The organism is Pseudoalteromonas sp. McH1-42 (assembly GCF_022347845.1).
In the GTDB taxonomy this organism is placed as follows: domain Bacteria; phylum Pseudomonadota; class Gammaproteobacteria; order Enterobacterales; family Alteromonadaceae; genus Pseudoalteromonas; species Pseudoalteromonas rubra_D.
Genome location: NZ_JAKRFU010000003.1, coordinates 92,676 through 109,505 on the forward strand (window position 1 = coordinate 92,676; position 16,830 = coordinate 109,505).

Below are 16,830 nucleotides of genomic sequence, written 5' to 3' on the forward strand. Positions count from 1 at the left end.
ATCCAGATCAAGCAGTTACATTCAAAGTCAGCTAAAGTAATTAAGACAACAGGAGCATAGTATGTGTGGACGATTAAATATCACCGATGATCCTTTTGTGATCGAGGTATTAGCAGGGTTAGGTATTGCAAACCCCAAAGAGACAATGCACTTTGGCCGTTTTAAAAAGGCAACTGACAGCATCAGTATTGTGCATGAAGAAAACGGCCAGCGACAGCTCAGCAACGCAACCTGGTGGCTATTACTGGATCCACAGCCCGGGCAAGGCTTTAAGCCATCTAAATACACCTCATTCAATAGCCGCTATGACAAACTGCATGTCAAAGGCAGTGCTGCCTATCAGCCGTTTCACTACAGTCGTTGTATTATCGTGGTAAAAGGCTTTGGCGAAACCCAGTTTGCACAGGGTAAACCACAACATTATTACGATTTTATCGCCGCAGACGGGGCGTTATGTTTAGGCGGATTATATAAAGTGTGGTACCACCCGGACAGCGGGCAAAAGCACTACTCCTGCTCAGTCATCACCTTGCCAGCACATCCTAAGCTGCGCTGCTATCATGATAAAGCCAGCCCTCTGATCCTGCCACCCGACCCTGCTGAACTCAATGCCTGGCTGGACAGCACAATACATGATGGTGGCCGCTTTACGCATTTGCTGATCCCTCATTTATATCAACGTCTGGCTGCCATTCAGATAGATAAACCCAGTCAATACCGGCCTGTGGGTGAAACCTCCTATATCGCCAAAGATCCTCCCCGTAATAAAAGGTGAGCTGATACGGTATTTTGCACCCGCTCACTGCACTCTGGCTGATGTGAAAAAATCACACCTGATAACGCGCCAGAATGTCGTCTAATTGTACGGCTAACTTCGCCAAATGTTGTGATCGGTCGTCAATATCCTGGCTACGTTCCAAATTACCATTGGCTTCTTCACTGATGGCACTGATGGCTTGACTGATCTGTGCAACCACCGCCGACTGCTCCTCCGCCGCAGTCGCCACCTGTGTATTCATAGCCACAATCTGCTCAATCGCATCAGACACATCGATCAGGGACCCCTTTGCCCGTTCAGATGTCTGAGCATTATCAACAGAGCACTCACGACTTTGTTGCACTGACTGACGTGCTTCACCAACCCCACTTTGCAGCGCTTTGATCATCTGTTCAATTTCTTCTGTCGCCTGCTGAGTACGCTGAGCCAGGCCACGAACTTCATCTGCGACCACCGCAAACCCGCGTCCTGATTCACCGGCTCGCGCCGCCTCAATAGCTGCATTCAATGCCAGTAAGTTGGTTTGTTCAGCAATGGCCTGGATCACATCCAGCACACTGCCTATCTGTTCACTCTGAGACGACAACCCATTCATCACTTCACCGACTTTATCCATCTCCTCGGCCAACTGTTCCGAGACATCAGCACAGTGCTCCACCAGCTGATTAGTCTGAGAAGTCAGTGTACTTACCTGCTGGGTCTGCTCCGAGGTATTCAGCGCACTGCTTGCCACCTCCTGAACTGTGTGCTGCATTTGCTGCCCGGCAGTCGCCGATTGCTCACAATCCTGAGACTGCTTATTCACCCCGTCAATCAGTCCCGCGACCCGCTCTGACAGCGCCGTCGACATTTCTTTGAGCGTATGAGCACTGTGCAATAAGTCTGCAAAATTTTGCTGCAACCGCTCAACCAGGCTATTGACCGAACGGCTTAAATCGCGGATCTCATCATCACCCTCATCGGGCGCACGCAACCTGAAATCGTTATTATCTGCGATACCACGGATCGCATTACTGGCAGCAATAACAGGCCGTGTAACCCGGTTAGCAACAAAGAAACCCACCACACTGGCTATGATTGCCGCCACAGACACAAATAATACTGAGGATCGAAGCACGGAATACTTTAGCTCAGAAATCATGGCAAACGCTTCGCTTTCATCAATTTCGCTCACGATCGCCCAGTGTAGCCCGTCGATTTCTAACGGCGCGTAAGCCGATGCCACCGAAACAGCCCGGTAGTCAGAGAAAATGGCAAAGCCGCTCTGACCTGACAGCGCAGCCCGGGTGCCCGGAGAGTCAATTCGCAATGTGCCTATGGTGGTATGTTGCTGTTCAATGTTATCCACCATGTCTTTGTTGACATCAAATGATCTGAGCTGAGCAATAAAGCCACCCGGATCTTCCACAAAAAATCGACTGTTATTTAGCAATATTTTATTTTGATTGACCAAGTAGAGCTCGCCACTGTCACCCAGCCCTTGCTCATGCCATTGCCCATTTAATGTCAACATACGGTTAATTTCATCCACAGGCAGTTGAAATATCAAAGTACCCAGTAAAGTGCCGTCATCAGCCAGAATTGCAGAACTGATAAACCCTGCTGCGGCATTGTAAGAGGGCATATAGGGGCTAAAGTCAATAAAGTGTCCTTCACGTACATGCTGGGTACGGGCTGCTTCATAGGCACGTGCTAAACCAGACTCGCGAAATGGACCGTTGGTCAGTGATGTTGCGAAGTCGAGCTCCTTAAATACGGAATACACCACATCACCCTGAGGATTGGTAATAAACACATCGTAGAAGCCAAAACGTGCCTGAAACTCGCGCAGTGCTTTGTGATAACGGCGGTGTACGGCACTATAGGTGCTGTTATCCCCTGCATCCAGCAGTTGATCTTTGCTCCCTAACGGATTGGGATTAGCCGCAATATAGTGACTTTGTAGCCCACGTGCAGTGGGACTCAGTCGCGTAAAAAGACTATTCGCGCTGAGGCTGTCACCAGGATTTTTTTGTCTATATTGGTCAAGAAACTGAGTTTCATAGAAGCGGCTCAGAGACAATTCAGCCTCCTGGGCGCGGGGATAACTCGCAAATGCAGCAGAAAAAGCCCGACTGGCGTCAACCACCATAGTAGATCCCGCCAGTGTTACCACCTGATCCGAGATAGTTTTAAAGTAACGTTCAACCTGAGCTTGCATCGCGTTACGACGTGAAACCAGGTTATTTTCGATTTCCTTCGTCACGGCGGCTTTTCCTTCCTGGTAGGCCAAAACACCGATAACAAAACAGGTAATAAGTAAGGGGACAACAGCTAGCAGAACAGCAACGATACTAAGACGGTTTTTTAATTGCACGTGAACTCCTACAGTACAAAGCAAACCTATTCCGGGCAGGGGGGATAGGCCAATGCAAACCACAGCCACTGCGACTTAACCCCGTTGAAAATCAGCAATTTGGTACGTCAGCAGCAGCAAATACACCATGTCAAACTACAATAGCGCAACACTATGGAGATGTGACTTCCACAAGCACGCCACCTTAGACATGAATTTAGTTATTAAAATTAATTAGATGCAGGATCAACCTACACCTTTTAATACTTTGATACTAGTAATTAATAATTAGTTTTTGATGTCAATCAGGTATGACCAATTAAGGCGTGCTGAAGTGATGATTCCAATGTTTGGCAAGGTACTTCTCAGCACCTATTCATGCTGAAGTCCCAGCCCCCCGCGAGCTTCATCATTTCCTTCGCATTGAAACTCATAGTGACATAGAAACTTTTTAATTTTTTCTTTCACTTTTAGTTTCATAACTAATTTCCTTTTAATTAAATAAAGCGCCCCTCTAAGCATAAATGAACATTAACTTACTCTATAAATTTCGTTCCCTTACTAAAATAGGATTGCAGATAACCAAATGAGCCACCAGAACTATCAAAGTGAGCCAAGTATTTAAGACTCAGAAAATGACCACTTAGAATGTAAAACCTTATCTAAGTTAACAACCGTCCTCATAACATCCTGTCTGGGTATACCAGCCACCACCTACAACAATCACGACGTGTGTCTTTGAGCGGCAGTTGCTCTTCTTTGCTCAGTTTTTAAGTTTTATCTCTTTAGTGATAACGTCATTTTAATTATTTAATAAAATCAAATTAAGAAAACCAAAAAGGACAAAAAATACCCATTGAAAATTTTAAAAAACCTATTAAATAATATTGAACATTCGGATTAACTCAACAATAAAGTAAAACTACAAAATGACATCACTCAGCCATTAAAAGTAACTACTCACTTCTCAATCAATCTAATATTTTATAATAAGTTATTGCCTTCAGACCTCATTGCCAATCATTTAAGATTGTCATGAAGGGCCTCAAGTCATTCAAAGGTAGCAATGAAGAAATTCATAAAAACAAAAAAGACACAATAAAAACCAAGCTATATACAAAACACACCTTTTAGACACAAAAAATGGGCGACTCCACACCTCCTCGCTCTTTCACTTTAAGCACTAATTCACTCAACACCTCCAGTAAACAAAAATTCTCAACAATAAAATCAAAAGCGCCAATCAACTTTATTTTGACATAAAGTTGAAAACATTATTTCACATCTTGTCTCTAAAATTGCGCCTTCCTCAATAGGACGAGGCTTCCCGTGCACCAAAACTATGCAAATTGCAAAGAACATCTGGGTTGAATTAACAAAGGAAATACACACAGAACTTGCAAGCGCAACTTGTTTACTTCGCTTGCGTTAATACCAGGTAAAATAATGAAGACAATACGCTTACTGCTCAGCATCAGCAGTGTATTTGGCAGTTTCCATGCACTGAGCGCCCCAGAGGTGCATTACGACCAGTGTCAGAACACATTTAGCTATATGGGTGCCAGTTATCAGGGCACAACGGATAAAAATAACTCAGGTAGTCAGTGGTGTTACCTTAAGCAAGCCACTGATGGCTCCAGCTGGGGCAATGTCCGGATTGAAACCATCCCCGTATTTACTACAGTCTCCGGGAAAAGCTGTAAGACCCCCTCCAACTATCAGGGCGAGCAGTTTTACGGCTGCTCTACACGTAATCACAGTGCCCCCTGGTGTTATGTTGACGAGCAGGGAAGCTGGGAAGAGTGCGCGACACAAACGCCTGATCCCCTGATGAGTCACACGCATCCGCAACCAGAGAAGCGCCTGGATCGTGTCGCGCTGGGTTCTTGCTTTAAAACAAAAGGCGACATGCCTGCTGCTCTGGCACGCCTGATAGGACATAAGCCTGACTTATTTTTCTGGCTAGGTGACAATATTTACGCAGACACCGAAGACATGAGTACAATGCGCCAAAAATATGATGATAAGAAGCGTAATTCAGACTATCAAAAGTTTCTTGCTGCTGAAATACCGGTTATGGCAACCTGGGATGATCACGACTTTGGCCGTAACAATGATGGTAAACACTATCCTAAACGTGCCGAGAGCCAACTGGAATATTTACGCCATTTTGATGCCAAGGCGGACGATCCCAGGCTCAATGGTCAGGCAGGTATCTATGAAGCGAAAATGCTGGGACAAAAAGGAGAGCAAACGCATGTGATCACGCTAGATGCGCGTTACTTTCGCTCACCCACCTTTTCCAGCTATGGAGCCTGTGAAGGTGACGCAACGACCATCTTGGGTGAACAACAGTGGCAATGGCTGGAAAAAGAGCTTAGCAAGCCATCCGAAATTAAGTTAATTGCCAGTGGGATACAGGTCCTGCCACCTTTGTATCAGGGTCGCAGTCGGAATAGCTATTGTGCCTATGGAGATGGTAAAAAGTTCGAACAGGCATTAAGCAACCTACAGGAATCCGACATGTCGGGTACAAGTTACGAATCCTGGGCTGAAGTGCCTCTGGAGCGCGAACGCCTGCTTAGGTTAGTACAAAAGTCGATCAATGCGGGTAATGCAAAAGCAGTGATCTTCTTATCTGGCGACCAACACTGGGGTGAATTATTACAAAAAGAGATCCCTGCCAGCAGTGAATATGGAAATATGGCCAGAGTTTATGAGGTCACTGCTTCCGGATTTGGACAAAACTGGCCATATCACATCGAAAACCCGTTACGTTTACCTGTCTATGCCGATACCAAAGGAGACGGTAACTACAACAAACAGTGCAAATTCCCTGCTAAATATGCCGCGGTAACCTATCAAGGGTGTATTACCCGGGATCATGACAAACCCTGGTGTTACACCGAAGTCGATGAGAGCGGCAATGGCGTTAAAGGTGAATGGGGTAATTGTGCTGCCAGTGGCGCAACCATACCGACAGGTCAGGTTGGCGTTGTCAGCAAAAACATCGCAGATCTCACCACCAGCAACCGCCACTTAATCAATAAGTCGGGTAGTAACTATGGCATGCTGGATATAGACTGGCAAAAACGGACCATTAAAATGTCGATAGAAACGGCTGAAGAAGAAGCCGTATCAACCATCATTACATTTTAGGCGAACGAAAGAATGCGCTGATCTGCTGCTGTAGGTCAGCGCCTTAATGCGCTTACTTGACCACCTTCAGCCCTTGTCTAGCTGTTCTTGAAGGCTCGGGTATCGGTTGATCCTTCGCGTAGGCTTTAAATGCACGCGCTCTATCGTGAGCACTGCGCACAGCGTCACATTGCGCAATAATATCTTCTTCATCCAGCGCCTCACCCAAATCCATCACAATCCTGTATGCGGATTCATATAGCTCTTGTTTAGTGTCTTCTTCAGCACGAAAACGCGTAAAAAAGTCCTGCACTTTTTGCTCTGGCCCATGTAATTGAGCGCCCTGAATACAAGCGCCTATAATAATACCAAGCATCAAAAAAATAGCCAAAGAGGTAAGAACGAGTAGCAACATGTTTAAGCCTCCTGCCGGATCCGGGTTTCCATAAATTTATAAAACGGATACTTGGCGACAATCAGCCACTCACACAGATTAGCAATCACAGTTGCAGGACCGTATATAGAGTACAACAGATCATTCCCCAGATACCCTCTCAAGACCAGCTGTGCTGCGTTTAATAACATCAGGAATAAGGTAATATACAGGCTATACCGAGCCACTCTGACGAAATGACACCCTCTGATAACATGAAGTAAATACAAAGTGGCAGCATAAGCAGCGGTTGTGCACACTATCACAAAGTAATACAGCTTGATCACCAACTGATTACCCGCCTCTATGTCCAACATATACGTAGCTAAACTACCACTGATGGCATGAAAAACCAGTACGGCAAGCGCAGTTAAAAAACATGAATGCATTTTATGATCGGCAGGTGTTTTTAAACTCGACTTCCCACCAAAAAACAAGCTAAAGCTATATTTCCTGAGCGAAAAGAGTACAAAAAGCACAACAATCAGTTCAAGAAAGCGTATTCCCCACCCCGCCACGATATAAAATTCATTCATGCTCAATCCTTTATGTAAAAACTCTACTAGCAACAATAAGGAGCAGAGTGAAAGGGGCGTGTAGGTTGGGCACCATCAGATCCCCCGCCACCGCCAACGACTTCAGCTAGCTGTTCCTGTGATAAATTAAGATTGGTTAACTGCTTAAGCTTTTTTGATTTCACACCTAAGCGATGACCATTTCGATTGATAGAAGCTTTCATGGGCTTTTCCTTACGTTTCTTTTTAAGATAGAACAGTCTTAGCCACGTGCTACAATCATGTTAAACAAGCAAAACCAAACTTGCAAACCTAAATTAACACAATTGTAACCAAGATACATTTTGGCCAGACTATATTGACAAATACGTCCAAAACTAAGTTACCATGAAAATATTAATATTAAAGGTACTGCTTTGAAATATCATGCGACAAAATGCAATTTCAAGCTGAAATGACAACTATGAAGATATGTGCTCATGGTGACTAGTTAAACCATGAGTGTAAAATGCAGGCTAAGTATGATGCTGCTCCTGGTAAACACATACTCGATTTCGCCCCGTACGTTTTGCATCATACAATGCGTCATCCGCTTGTTTTAACATCACTTTACCACTGCGCACCCCGGGTTGATAAAATGCCACACCAAAACTTGCTGAAATAGTGAACCGTGTATCTTTGGCAGTGAAATTCAACTCCGTCAGATCACAACGCAGACGCTCTAAATAAATGGCCACTTGATCCTGTTCACATTCAGGGATCAAAATACAAAACTCTTCACCCCCAATACGGGCAACCATATCGGAACTACGACTGGACACCAGTAAGAACCGCGCAACCTCCTTGAGTACTTCATCACCGATATCGTGACCCCACTGATCATTAATTTGCTTAAAATGATCAATGTCGAGCAGCACCAGTGCAAACAAACACCCATAACGAGATGACCGATCCAACTCCTGCTCAAAGCGTAATGTAAAAAAGCGCCGGTTGAACAAGCCCGTCAAAGGATCCTGGTTCGCTGTTTTTTCCAACAAAGCATTGGCCTTCGTTAGCTCAGCGGTGCGCTCATCAATTCTATCTTGCAGATTTTCATTCAGAGACTTAAGTGAATGCATCATATAACTAAAGTGAGCGGTCAGCTCTCGGACTTCCTGCCAGCCATGCGTCACTCTTGGTGGGTCGCTCAATTCACCATCATGAGTGACTTTCTCAATATGAGATTTTAGGTTCTCAATAGGCTGAGAAATATAAGTCGACAGGCCAACCCCGACAATTACGGCCAAAAAGACAATACCCAACTGAGCGGCATAGATAACGGAGCGATTGGCATACACCATGGCATTCACTTCACTTTCATCTATTTTGGCTACCAACCCCCAGTCTAACTGCTCGATGTAGCGGGTTGACGCCAACACAGGAACATCACGATAATCAGGCGCCTCTTCAAGAACCAGTTCGTTGCCTGACAGAGCTTGAATAATGGGCACTGTGCCTTGGGTAAAGGGTACTGTACGTGTGAATGCAGCCTTGGGGTCATATTTCAAAGGCGTCGCAAATAAGGCATCACCATTGCTGTTGTGCATTGCAATCAGCCATTCGCCTGTCTGACCCAGTCCCGTGCGATCTCTCACCAGTTGGTTCAGAAATTGAGTGGAAAAGTCCACTTTCACATAACCGGTTAATCGTCCGTCTAACAATAACGGGGCAACCCGACTTAGTTGCACCACACCTCGATGCTGCTCAAGACGAACAGGGCGATCTTCAAATTGGGCTGAGACCAGATTATCGAGCCGTTCAAACCCATTGGTCGCGGTCACGAACTGACCCCGTTGATCAAACACCCCTATACTTTTGAGATAGGATCTATCTAAGGCTGCATCATTAATGATCCGGGTAATTTGCACAAGTGCCAGATCACTGCGAGTATCATTCCATTGTGCCAGCGACCGACGTAACTGCGTTCTGCTGGCTATTTGCGCCACATTGTCATTTGCGCGCTCTACCCCCGCCAGTATCCGTAGCTTAGCGATTTGCGAAATCGCACTCAGGTGGGACTTGACCTGCTCACGATACTGCACACCCGTGTAACTGTTGAGAGAATACAGTCCGATAAACAAAGGGAATGCCGTCACTAAAATGAAGGTGGCAATGAGCAAGTGTTTTAACTTCACATGCACCCGAAACACAGTCTGATTAGACTTTTTAGACTAGCACACATCAATAAAATTGCGAATAAAGCAACATTTTAACGAAAACCTTAGTTAACCCATTATCCGGCACACAGGTAGCAACAAGCTTAATCAAAAGTTCGTAACACTAATCAGAATTAAGTCTACATACGACTCTTTACCCGATTGGTAGCCTGAGCAGTTGCGGGATCATCCGGCCAGAAGTGTTTTGGATAGCGTCCTTTCATTTCTTTTTGTACTTCACGATAGCTGGATTGCCAGAAGTGGGCTAAGTCCTGAGTCAGTTGCAACGGCCGCTGAGCGGGTGAGAGCAACTCCATCAGCACAGGTAAACGCCCTTCACATAACACAGGGCTGTGACTCATACCGTATACTTCCTGCATCCTTACCGCCAGACGTGCGGGTCCATCAAGCTGATACTGAATACGTATATTTGATCCACTAGGCACCGTAATACGCTGAGGTAGTAACGCATTAAGACGCTGCTGCTGAGACCATTCCAGTGTACTTAACAAAGCAGCATGAAGATCGAGTTTTTTCAACTGAGGTAATTGCTTAATATTATCTAAATAGGGACCAAGCCAAGACTCAAGATGCTTCAGCAAACTCTGTTCATCCAGAGCCCGAAACTCCTCCGGGTAGAGCCGCTGAGCCAGCGTCATTCGGGTTAGCAAATCTTCACAATCTGCATAGGCATTAAAAATCAGCAACCCCTGCTGACGCACCAGAGTTAGCCAGGCTTGAGTGCGTAATGCTGTGTCGACCGGCCCCGTTGCGGGTTTTGCAAGATAAACCCAGTGACCGAGACAAATGCGGTGTTCATGGATAAACTGCCCTGACTTTTGCTCAAACTCACACACATCCTGCTCAGTAAACAAATAGGGCAACGCAGTGTATAACTGTTTAGGTTCAAATGCCGTTGCACTGAAGATTTGCTGCCCTTTGTGGCCGCCGAGATCGGCAATCGCCAGATAATTGGCATCCAGCCAGTATTCTTTGTGTGCATTCACCCCGGCACCATTGGCTAATACCCAGCCCTGCCCGCGACGTTTTGCAAGCCGATCGGGAAACGCGAGCGCAATCACGACTGGCAGATGCTCAACCGCCAGCTCCCCTTGTGCTTGCTGCAGTTGTGCCCGACGCAACCAATATGACAGCTGCTGACGAAAAGCACCATGTGGTTTTAGCGCTTGCTGTTGCAATGCGATACTCAACTCAGCAGACACTGACACCCGGCTTTCCAGCAACGCGATAAAATAACAGCCCAGGCGAGTTATTCCCGGGTAATCGGCTTCAAGCGCTTTTGACTTTAATAACATATGCCCGTATCTGGGGTCTGCGCCCAATGACTGAACCTGTTTGCCCAGCACAGTGACGCGGTCACGGTCATCAATTAACTCCAGGCTGCGCAACAAAGCTTGTGCTTTAGACAGCTGAGCCTCTGTCGGCGCATCCAGCAAGGCCAGTTCAGTTACCTCACTGCCCCACACCTTAGCTTCCAACATCAGACCACTCAGGTCACTACACAAAATATCCGCCCGGTCATGGGCATCGCGACGCTCAAACAAGGCCTTACTGCCCAAACGGTATACTACCCCAGCCTCAATACGGCCTGCACGCCCGGCACGTTGCACCGCTGAACTACGTGAAATGGACTGTGTCACCAACTCACTGACACCTGTGCGCAAGTTATAGTGAGCAGCCCGGCGCTTGCCGCTGTCTACAACGATGCGGATCCCTTCTATGGTCAGGGAAGTCTCGGCAACATTTGTCGTCAGCACCACTTTGCGCATGCCCGCTGGTGCTGGCTCAATGGCAGCCTGCTGAGCTTGTTTGTCCTGATCACCTGACAGTGTGGCTAACATCAGTTCCGGCTGAGCATTAAAGATATCCCGCAACGCGTCTGAAACATAACGAATTTCTTTTTGTCCGGGTAAGAACACTAAGATGCTGCCAGTCTGATCTTTTAGGGCCTGACGTACCATTGCCGGGATGTGTTCCAGCCAACGGCTTTCATCTTTTAACGGCACATAAATTTCATCAATGGGAAAGCTGCGCCCATCAGAGCGCACCAGAGGACATGCCAGAAATTGTTGATACCGTTCACTGTCCAGCGTCGCCGACATCACCAGCACGTGCAGGTCATCGCGCAACGCCATCTGCGACTCGAGCGCAAACGCCAGCGCGGTATCTGCCGCCAAAGAACGCTCATGAAATTCATCAAAAATGAGCAAATCAACGCCATCCAGTTCAGGGTCAGCCTGCAGCAAACGCGTTAATGTACCTTCAGTGACAATTTCAAGCTGAGTGCGAGCTGAGACTTTGACCTCCTGACGGATCCGCAACCCCACACGCTCACCCACAGACTCCCCCAGCTGTGCGGCAAGAAAGCCCGCAATATTACGTGCTGCAAGACGCCTGGGTTCTAGCATAATGATACGCTTAAAATGCCCATCCAACATGAGCTGTAACGGCAGCCAGGTGGACTTACCAGCACCAGGAGGGGCCTGTAACAAAACACGGGGCTGCGTAGTTAATTGCGAGACTAGTTCATTGTAGACGGCCTGAATGGGTAGCGCTGAGCTCATTTTTACTGCTGTATTAAGTCCAATATAAGGCTAGTCTATACTAATCCCACAAATTAAGTGACTCATTCTGACTAGCTCGTCTCTCATTCTCCAACTGCCCCGCATCTTATCTGGCCCCCATTATCCAATTTGTTTTGGTCGTGTTTTCACAGTAAATGGACGACTTTACCTCATATAAATGGACAACCAGCAAAGCTTGATGGGATCATCCAGAAAGGGGACGCACCGCTTCACTCAATTTGAACGGTCGAAAAAACAAAACCAGACAAACATATTAATCAAAGGGGCCCTATGACACCCAGTGCACACCTGATGATGAGCTGGCTATGTGGTGCCAGCACACTGACTACAAAACGTGAACGTATACTCATTACTGTCGCGGGCTTAACCCCAGATCTTGACGGTGCCGGATTGCTCATTGACTGGCTCTCAGGGACAACCCGATACTATCAACAATGGCATCATATCTATGCCCACAACCTGTTGTTTGCGATAGGTATTGCAACCTGTGCTGGATTACTGGCACGTACCCGGCGAGGGTGCGTTTGGCTGATGTCGTTTATCGCCATCCATTTGCATTTATTCACTGACTTAATTGGTTCCAAAGGGCCGGATGGCTATCAATGGCCCATCCAGTACTTTTACCCATTCAACAACACCGGATTTACCTGGCAAGGACAGTGGGCACTGAATGCCTGGCAAAACCAGCTAATATGGTTGCTGCTCTTACTGGTTTGCATTGGCTATATAAAACGTAAAAACATCTCTTTCTTTGAGCTCTTCGGCGATAAATTGGACAGTGCAGCACGTGCACTGTGTACCAGATTATTGTCAAGATACACCAGACAGTAAGGCACTAGCCCGGCGGAAATAATACCAATTTGCTTAATTAAGTGTTCTATTTTGAGGCGAGAAAATATAGTCGATAACAAGGCAAAAATTTTGCTATTTAGTTGTTCTAAATGATAAATTTTTAACGCTGTTAGCGTCCTATTTACTCCTTCAAATGGACCAGGTATTAAGTGAAATTGGTATTAGTAAGAGGGAACAGCCATACTGGCTTGATACTGATTTCGCCCAGATTCTTTGGCATTGTACAAAGCAGCATCAGCTTGCTCAATCAGCTTGGCCGGCGTAGTGGCTTTTGCACTGCCCGTGCAGGACAAGCCAACACTCACAGTAACAAAATTATGGGGCGATGTTGGATGAGCAATGGCGAGCTTTGCCACACTTTGCACAACCTTAGAGGCAAATTCCTGCGCGCTATGTACTGAAGTATCGGGCAACAACACCGCGATTTCTTCACCACCATAACGACACACCAGATCGACCGGGCGCTGAGTACACAGCGACACTTGTCGGGTCACGTCTTTCAACGCTCTGTCCCCTTCGAGGTGCCCCTGACTGTCATTGAATTTTTTAAAGTAGTCGATATCAATAAGCAGTAATGCCAGTGGCACTCGCCGACGCAGGCTATCCTTTAACAGGCGATCAATTTCAATATCGAAAAAACGGCGGTTATATAATTCTGTCAGGCCATCGACGAAGGATTGATTGGTAAGAATATCCGCCTGTACTTTGTACTTCAGATGGGTGGAGATCCGTTTAACCAGCGTACTGGCAACTAGGGGCTTTTCGATGAAATCGACGGCGCCTGCATCCCAGCACTTTTCCTGTACTTGGGGTTCCTGGCTTGCTGTAATGAAAATCACTGGAATGTCAGCCAAGTCAGGTTGTGATTTAAGTTCTTTGCAAGCCTGTAGTCCAGACATCCCCTCCAGGTTGATGTCCATGATGATCAAGTCGGGTTTAATTTTGTGGCATACTTTTAAGGCAGTTTCTGCACTTTCAAAACTCACCGTGCGGCACACAGGCTTTAATATCGCACTCACCAACTTACGGATCACTTTTGCATCATCCACCACTAATACCGTACAACTCTCGATACTGTGCACAATTTCAAACATCGAATTCCATCCCGTTTACCCAGGGTTCTGCCACTCTACACCCACACTAAGACAGGTCGGACTGCCTGAGTTAATTAACGAGGGTACTACTATCATAGCTCATTATAGGGATTTCAGCCGACCCAACATTCTATTAGGTTTCGGTGCATACGCTGAAATCACCTGCCAAAGCACTTTTTGTTCAATTGGTTTTGCAATATAGCCATCAAAACCTGCATGCTGATACTTTTGCCTGTCTTCGGTTAACACATTAGCAGTCAGGGCTATCACTGGCAATGCCGGGTGTTGCTGTTTTATGAGTTTACATGCCTCGACCCCATCCATCACAGGCATCTGGATATCCATTAACACAAACTCCGGGCACTGTTGCGCTACCTGCTCGACAGCCTCTTGACCGTTCCATACCATAGTGATGTCTGCATTACATTTATTGAGCAACGCGCGAACCACCAATTGGTTAATTTCATTGTCTTCTGCGACTAACACCCGCACACCCGTTAGATCTGGGAGTACGATCCCATCCTCGGACAACTCGGCCTGCGACTGTGCGCTTTTCTCAAGTGGCAGGTACACCGTAAAAACACTGCCCACGTTTTCCATACTTTGCACCTCAATGGTGCCCCCCATCAGTTCAACCAGAGAATGCGTAATGGATAGCCCCAGCCCGCTTCCCCCGAACTTGCGAGTCGTGGACTTGTCGGCCTGCTCAAAACGCTGAAACAATCGGCCTAATGCTTCTTTACCGATACCCACGCCTGTATCGCGCACACTAAACACCACACCGGGTTCGCCCTGTACCTCCTCGATTTCAAGGTCCACTCCCCCTTTTTGAGTAAATTTAATCGCATTAGAGATTAAGTTGAGGAGTATTTGTCGAACCCTGACGGCATCCCCTTCCCAGCAGGCATGACCAGAATGCTCAACAACACTCAGATAAATCCCTTTCTGAGCGGCCACAGCCTGCAAGTCTGCCTGAATATGGCTAATTAATTCCGTCAAATTGAATGGCCGAACCTCCAATGAGAGTTTTCCTGCCTCAATCTTAGAAAAGTCCAGAATATCATTGATGATGGTGATTAATGCCTTGGCCGAATAAGTGGCTTTATCCAGATACTCCCTGGCTCTGCCTGATAGTGTCTCTTCACTCAATAGCTGTAAAGTGCCGTACAAGCCATTCATGGGCGTGCGTATCTCATGGCTCATATTGGCCAAAAATTCTGATTTGGCCCGCGTTGCATGCTCGGCCACTTGCTTCGCTTCCGCCAGTGCCTGTTCATGCTCCAACTGTTCAGTCAGGTCGTAAGCAACCCCCAAAAAGCCAACCAACTTACCATGGTTGTCCTGAAGGCGCGACACACTCAGACGCACCGGCGTCAATTGCATACTCTTTTTGACATAAGTCCAGTTGTTTACATCATTTTTGCCAAGACGTGCTTTTGCGACAAAAGCTTCAAAGCCGGGCTCAACAGAATAACCCAGTTCTGCTGTTAATTGTTCTGCGCGCTGTGCCACTTCCAGCTCCAGATGAAACACATCGGGTGTGCATTTACCTATCATCTCTTGCGCTTTGTAACCCAATAGCTTCTCCGCCGCAGGATTAAAAACCGTGATCACTCCCTGAACATCGGTTGCTATCACTGAGTAGGTCGCACTGGCTAAAATACTGCGCTGCAATACCCCCACTTGTTCTATTTCAGCTGTTCGGGCAAGTACTTTTTGTTCCAGCACCGCATTGGCCTCTGACAGGGCTTTTTCCCGTGTTTCAGATAAATCCAGCTGATGTGCTTTAGACTGGTGCACACGTAATATCAGCAGCTGCACGCAAAACACCACCAGCATTAATGCCAGTGTGATCATCACCGCTTCTCGCACCGCTCTGTATTGACTCGATAACCCCAGTGCCTCGATATAATTCGTGGTGGGGCTGAGTTCCAGCCGCCAGGTCCTGCCATACAGCTGACTAACACTGTGAACGCGATACTGACTCAGTTCTGCTTGTAGCTCTCCGTGACTAAAAAACAAAGTGCTATTCTGACGGTCGACATCCCTGACATTGAGGACCAGGTTACGCTTAATTCCTTTCAGCGAGTCCAGCACTTCATCAATGAGGATCGGGCTGTAACTCCAGCCTGCAAGTTGAGCCATACGCTCCGTGGAATTTTTAGGGATATCGTTTTGTGTATACACTGGCATAAGTATCAAAAAACCATGCTGCGCTTTTTGATTTGCCTGTACTAAGGTGATTGGCGCAGTTAATGTAACTGCAGCGCGTCTGGCGGCTTCAGTCGCCGCAACCCGACGCATAGCTTCTGAGCCAATGTCCAGGCCTACTGCCTGCTTGTTACGCGATTCAGGCTCAATAAACTGGATCACATACAGGCTCTGTTCATGTGGTGTTATTTGTTTAATGCTAAACTGCTTATCAGGCCTTTGTTGTCGGGTGCTCTGAACAAACTCCGCTTTGCTTTCAGTGGGAACAAAGCGAATAAACCCAAACCCTCGCGCCCCCGGAAACTCTCGTTCGTGATAGCGACTGCTTGTGTAGCGCTGCATACGATCGTAAGTAAAGTTCTGCGCCCCCACTGTCTGAATGGCCCCGCGCATTCCCGCCAGTCCATAACGATACAAGGCCATTCGCTCTTCCATCGCCTGAGTAAGACGGGTCAGATCATCTGCCATAGCACCTTTTATTCGAGCATCAATACGTTGCAAATGGGATTGGTGACTATACCAACCACCCAGGGCACCCAGCACAATGACAAGCAACAAAGGCCAAATAAGCTGCCAAAGAGGTCTGTTTTCTCTTAGAGCCCCATCTGGGTGTTTTATCACATCACTCATCTTAGTCTGGTCCGCCGTCTGGTTATTTGCATTTGCAGATAAC

At 46.9% G+C, this 16,830-nt stretch carries 11 protein-coding genes; 3 read left to right on the plus strand and 8 right to left on the minus strand.

Annotated elements, in window-relative coordinates:
- Positions 1–61: 61 nt before the first annotated feature.
- Positions 62–775 carry an SOS response-associated peptidase family protein gene (locus MHN31_RS03800; protein ID WP_239443481.1) on the plus strand — a complete coding sequence of 238 codons (714 nt, stop codon included), beginning with the start codon at positions 62–64 and terminating at the stop codon, positions 773–775.
- A 52-nt stretch (positions 776–827) separates the two neighbouring features.
- Here MHN31_RS03800 and MHN31_RS24345 read toward each other — a convergent pair whose 3' ends face one another.
- Positions 828–3,134: a methyl-accepting chemotaxis protein gene (locus MHN31_RS24345; protein WP_239443482.1), complete on the minus strand. Its 2,307-nt coding sequence runs from the start codon at positions 3,132–3,134 to the stop codon at positions 828–830.
- A 1,425-nt stretch (positions 3,135–4,559) separates the two neighbouring features.
- Between MHN31_RS24345 and MHN31_RS03810 the strand changes: the two genes are divergently transcribed.
- Positions 4,560–6,272 (plus strand): alkaline phosphatase D family protein, encoded by a 1,713-nt coding sequence (locus tag MHN31_RS03810; RefSeq protein ID WP_239443483.1) that lies wholly within the window; start codon positions 4,560–4,562, stop codon positions 6,270–6,272.
- Between the two features lie 52 nt (positions 6,273–6,324).
- On the opposite strand, the gene MHN31_RS03815 is transcribed toward MHN31_RS03810, so the two are convergent.
- From MHN31_RS03815 to hrpB, 5 genes are all read right to left on the minus strand, one after another.
- Entirely contained in the window at positions 6,325–6,666 is a 342-nt protein-coding gene (locus tag MHN31_RS03815) for a hypothetical protein (RefSeq protein WP_125562357.1), read from the minus strand.
- 2 nt (positions 6,667–6,668) lie between these two features.
- Positions 6,669–7,220 carry a hypothetical protein gene (locus MHN31_RS03820; protein ID WP_125562355.1) on the minus strand — a complete coding sequence of 184 codons (552 nt, stop codon included), beginning with the start codon at positions 7,218–7,220 and terminating at the stop codon, positions 6,669–6,671.
- A gap of 26 nt (positions 7,221–7,246) precedes the next feature.
- Entirely contained in the window at positions 7,247–7,423 is a 177-nt protein-coding gene (locus MHN31_RS03825) for a hypothetical protein (RefSeq protein WP_164517584.1), read from the minus strand.
- A 291-nt stretch (positions 7,424–7,714) separates the two neighbouring features.
- The gene (locus MHN31_RS24350) at positions 7,715–9,373 is read right to left on the minus strand and encodes a diguanylate cyclase (protein WP_239443484.1); all 1,659 of its coding nucleotides are present in this window, start codon (positions 9,371–9,373) and stop codon (positions 7,715–7,717) included.
- 161 nt (positions 9,374–9,534) lie between these two features.
- Positions 9,535–11,979, minus strand: coding sequence for an ATP-dependent helicase HrpB (hrpB, locus tag MHN31_RS03835; RefSeq protein ID WP_239443485.1), 2,445 nt, complete (start codon positions 11,977–11,979; stop codon positions 9,535–9,537).
- 291 nt (positions 11,980–12,270) lie between these two features.
- Between hrpB and MHN31_RS03840 the strand changes: the two genes are divergently transcribed.
- The gene (locus MHN31_RS03840; RefSeq protein ID WP_194867661.1) at positions 12,271–12,831 is read left to right on the plus strand and encodes a metal-dependent hydrolase; all 561 of its coding nucleotides are present in this window, start codon (positions 12,271–12,273) and stop codon (positions 12,829–12,831) included.
- A gap of 182 nt (positions 12,832–13,013) precedes the next feature.
- Here MHN31_RS03840 and MHN31_RS03845 read toward each other — a convergent pair whose 3' ends face one another.
- Together MHN31_RS03845 and MHN31_RS03850 are read right to left on the minus strand one after the other, a co-directional pair.
- Positions 13,014–13,946, minus strand: a complete 933-nt coding sequence (locus MHN31_RS03845) for a diguanylate cyclase (RefSeq protein ID WP_125562348.1) — start codon at positions 13,944–13,946, stop codon at positions 13,014–13,016.
- Positions 13,947–14,048: 102 nt separating this feature from the next.
- Entirely contained in the window at positions 14,049–16,787 is a 2,739-nt protein-coding gene (locus MHN31_RS03850; RefSeq protein WP_239443486.1) for a CHASE domain-containing protein, read from the minus strand.
- Positions 16,788–16,830: the final 43 nt, after the last annotated feature.

What these genes read in the sequence shown, in the direction of transcription:
- MHN31_RS03810 (WP_239443483.1), top strand. Translation starts at nt 4,560, where the DNA reads ATGAAGACAATACGCTTACTGCTCAGCATCAGCAGTGTATTTGGCAGT.
- MHN31_RS03820 (WP_125562355.1), bottom strand. Translation starts at nt 7,220, where the DNA reads ATGAATGAATTTTATATCGTGGCGGGGTGGGGAATACGCTTTCTTGAA.
- MHN31_RS03850 (WP_239443486.1), bottom strand. Translation starts at nt 16,787, where the DNA reads ATGAGTGATGTGATAAAACACCCAGATGGGGCTCTAAGAGAAAACAGA.
- hrpB (WP_239443485.1), bottom strand. Translation starts at nt 11,979, where the DNA reads ATGAGCTCAGCGCTACCCATTCAGGCCGTCTACAATGAACTAGTCTCG.
- MHN31_RS03825 (WP_164517584.1), bottom strand. Translation starts at nt 7,423, where the DNA reads ATGAAAGCTTCTATCAATCGAAATGGTCATCGCTTAGGTGTGAAATCA.
- MHN31_RS03800 (WP_239443481.1), top strand. Translation starts at nt 62, where the DNA reads ATGTGTGGACGATTAAATATCACCGATGATCCTTTTGTGATCGAGGTA.
- MHN31_RS03815 (WP_125562357.1), bottom strand. Translation starts at nt 6,666, where the DNA reads ATGTTGCTACTCGTTCTTACCTCTTTGGCTATTTTTTTGATGCTTGGT.
- MHN31_RS03845 (WP_125562348.1), bottom strand. Translation starts at nt 13,946, where the DNA reads ATGTTTGAAATTGTGCACAGTATCGAGAGTTGTACGGTATTAGTGGTG.
- MHN31_RS03840 (WP_194867661.1), top strand. Translation starts at nt 12,271, where the DNA reads ATGACACCCAGTGCACACCTGATGATGAGCTGGCTATGTGGTGCCAGC.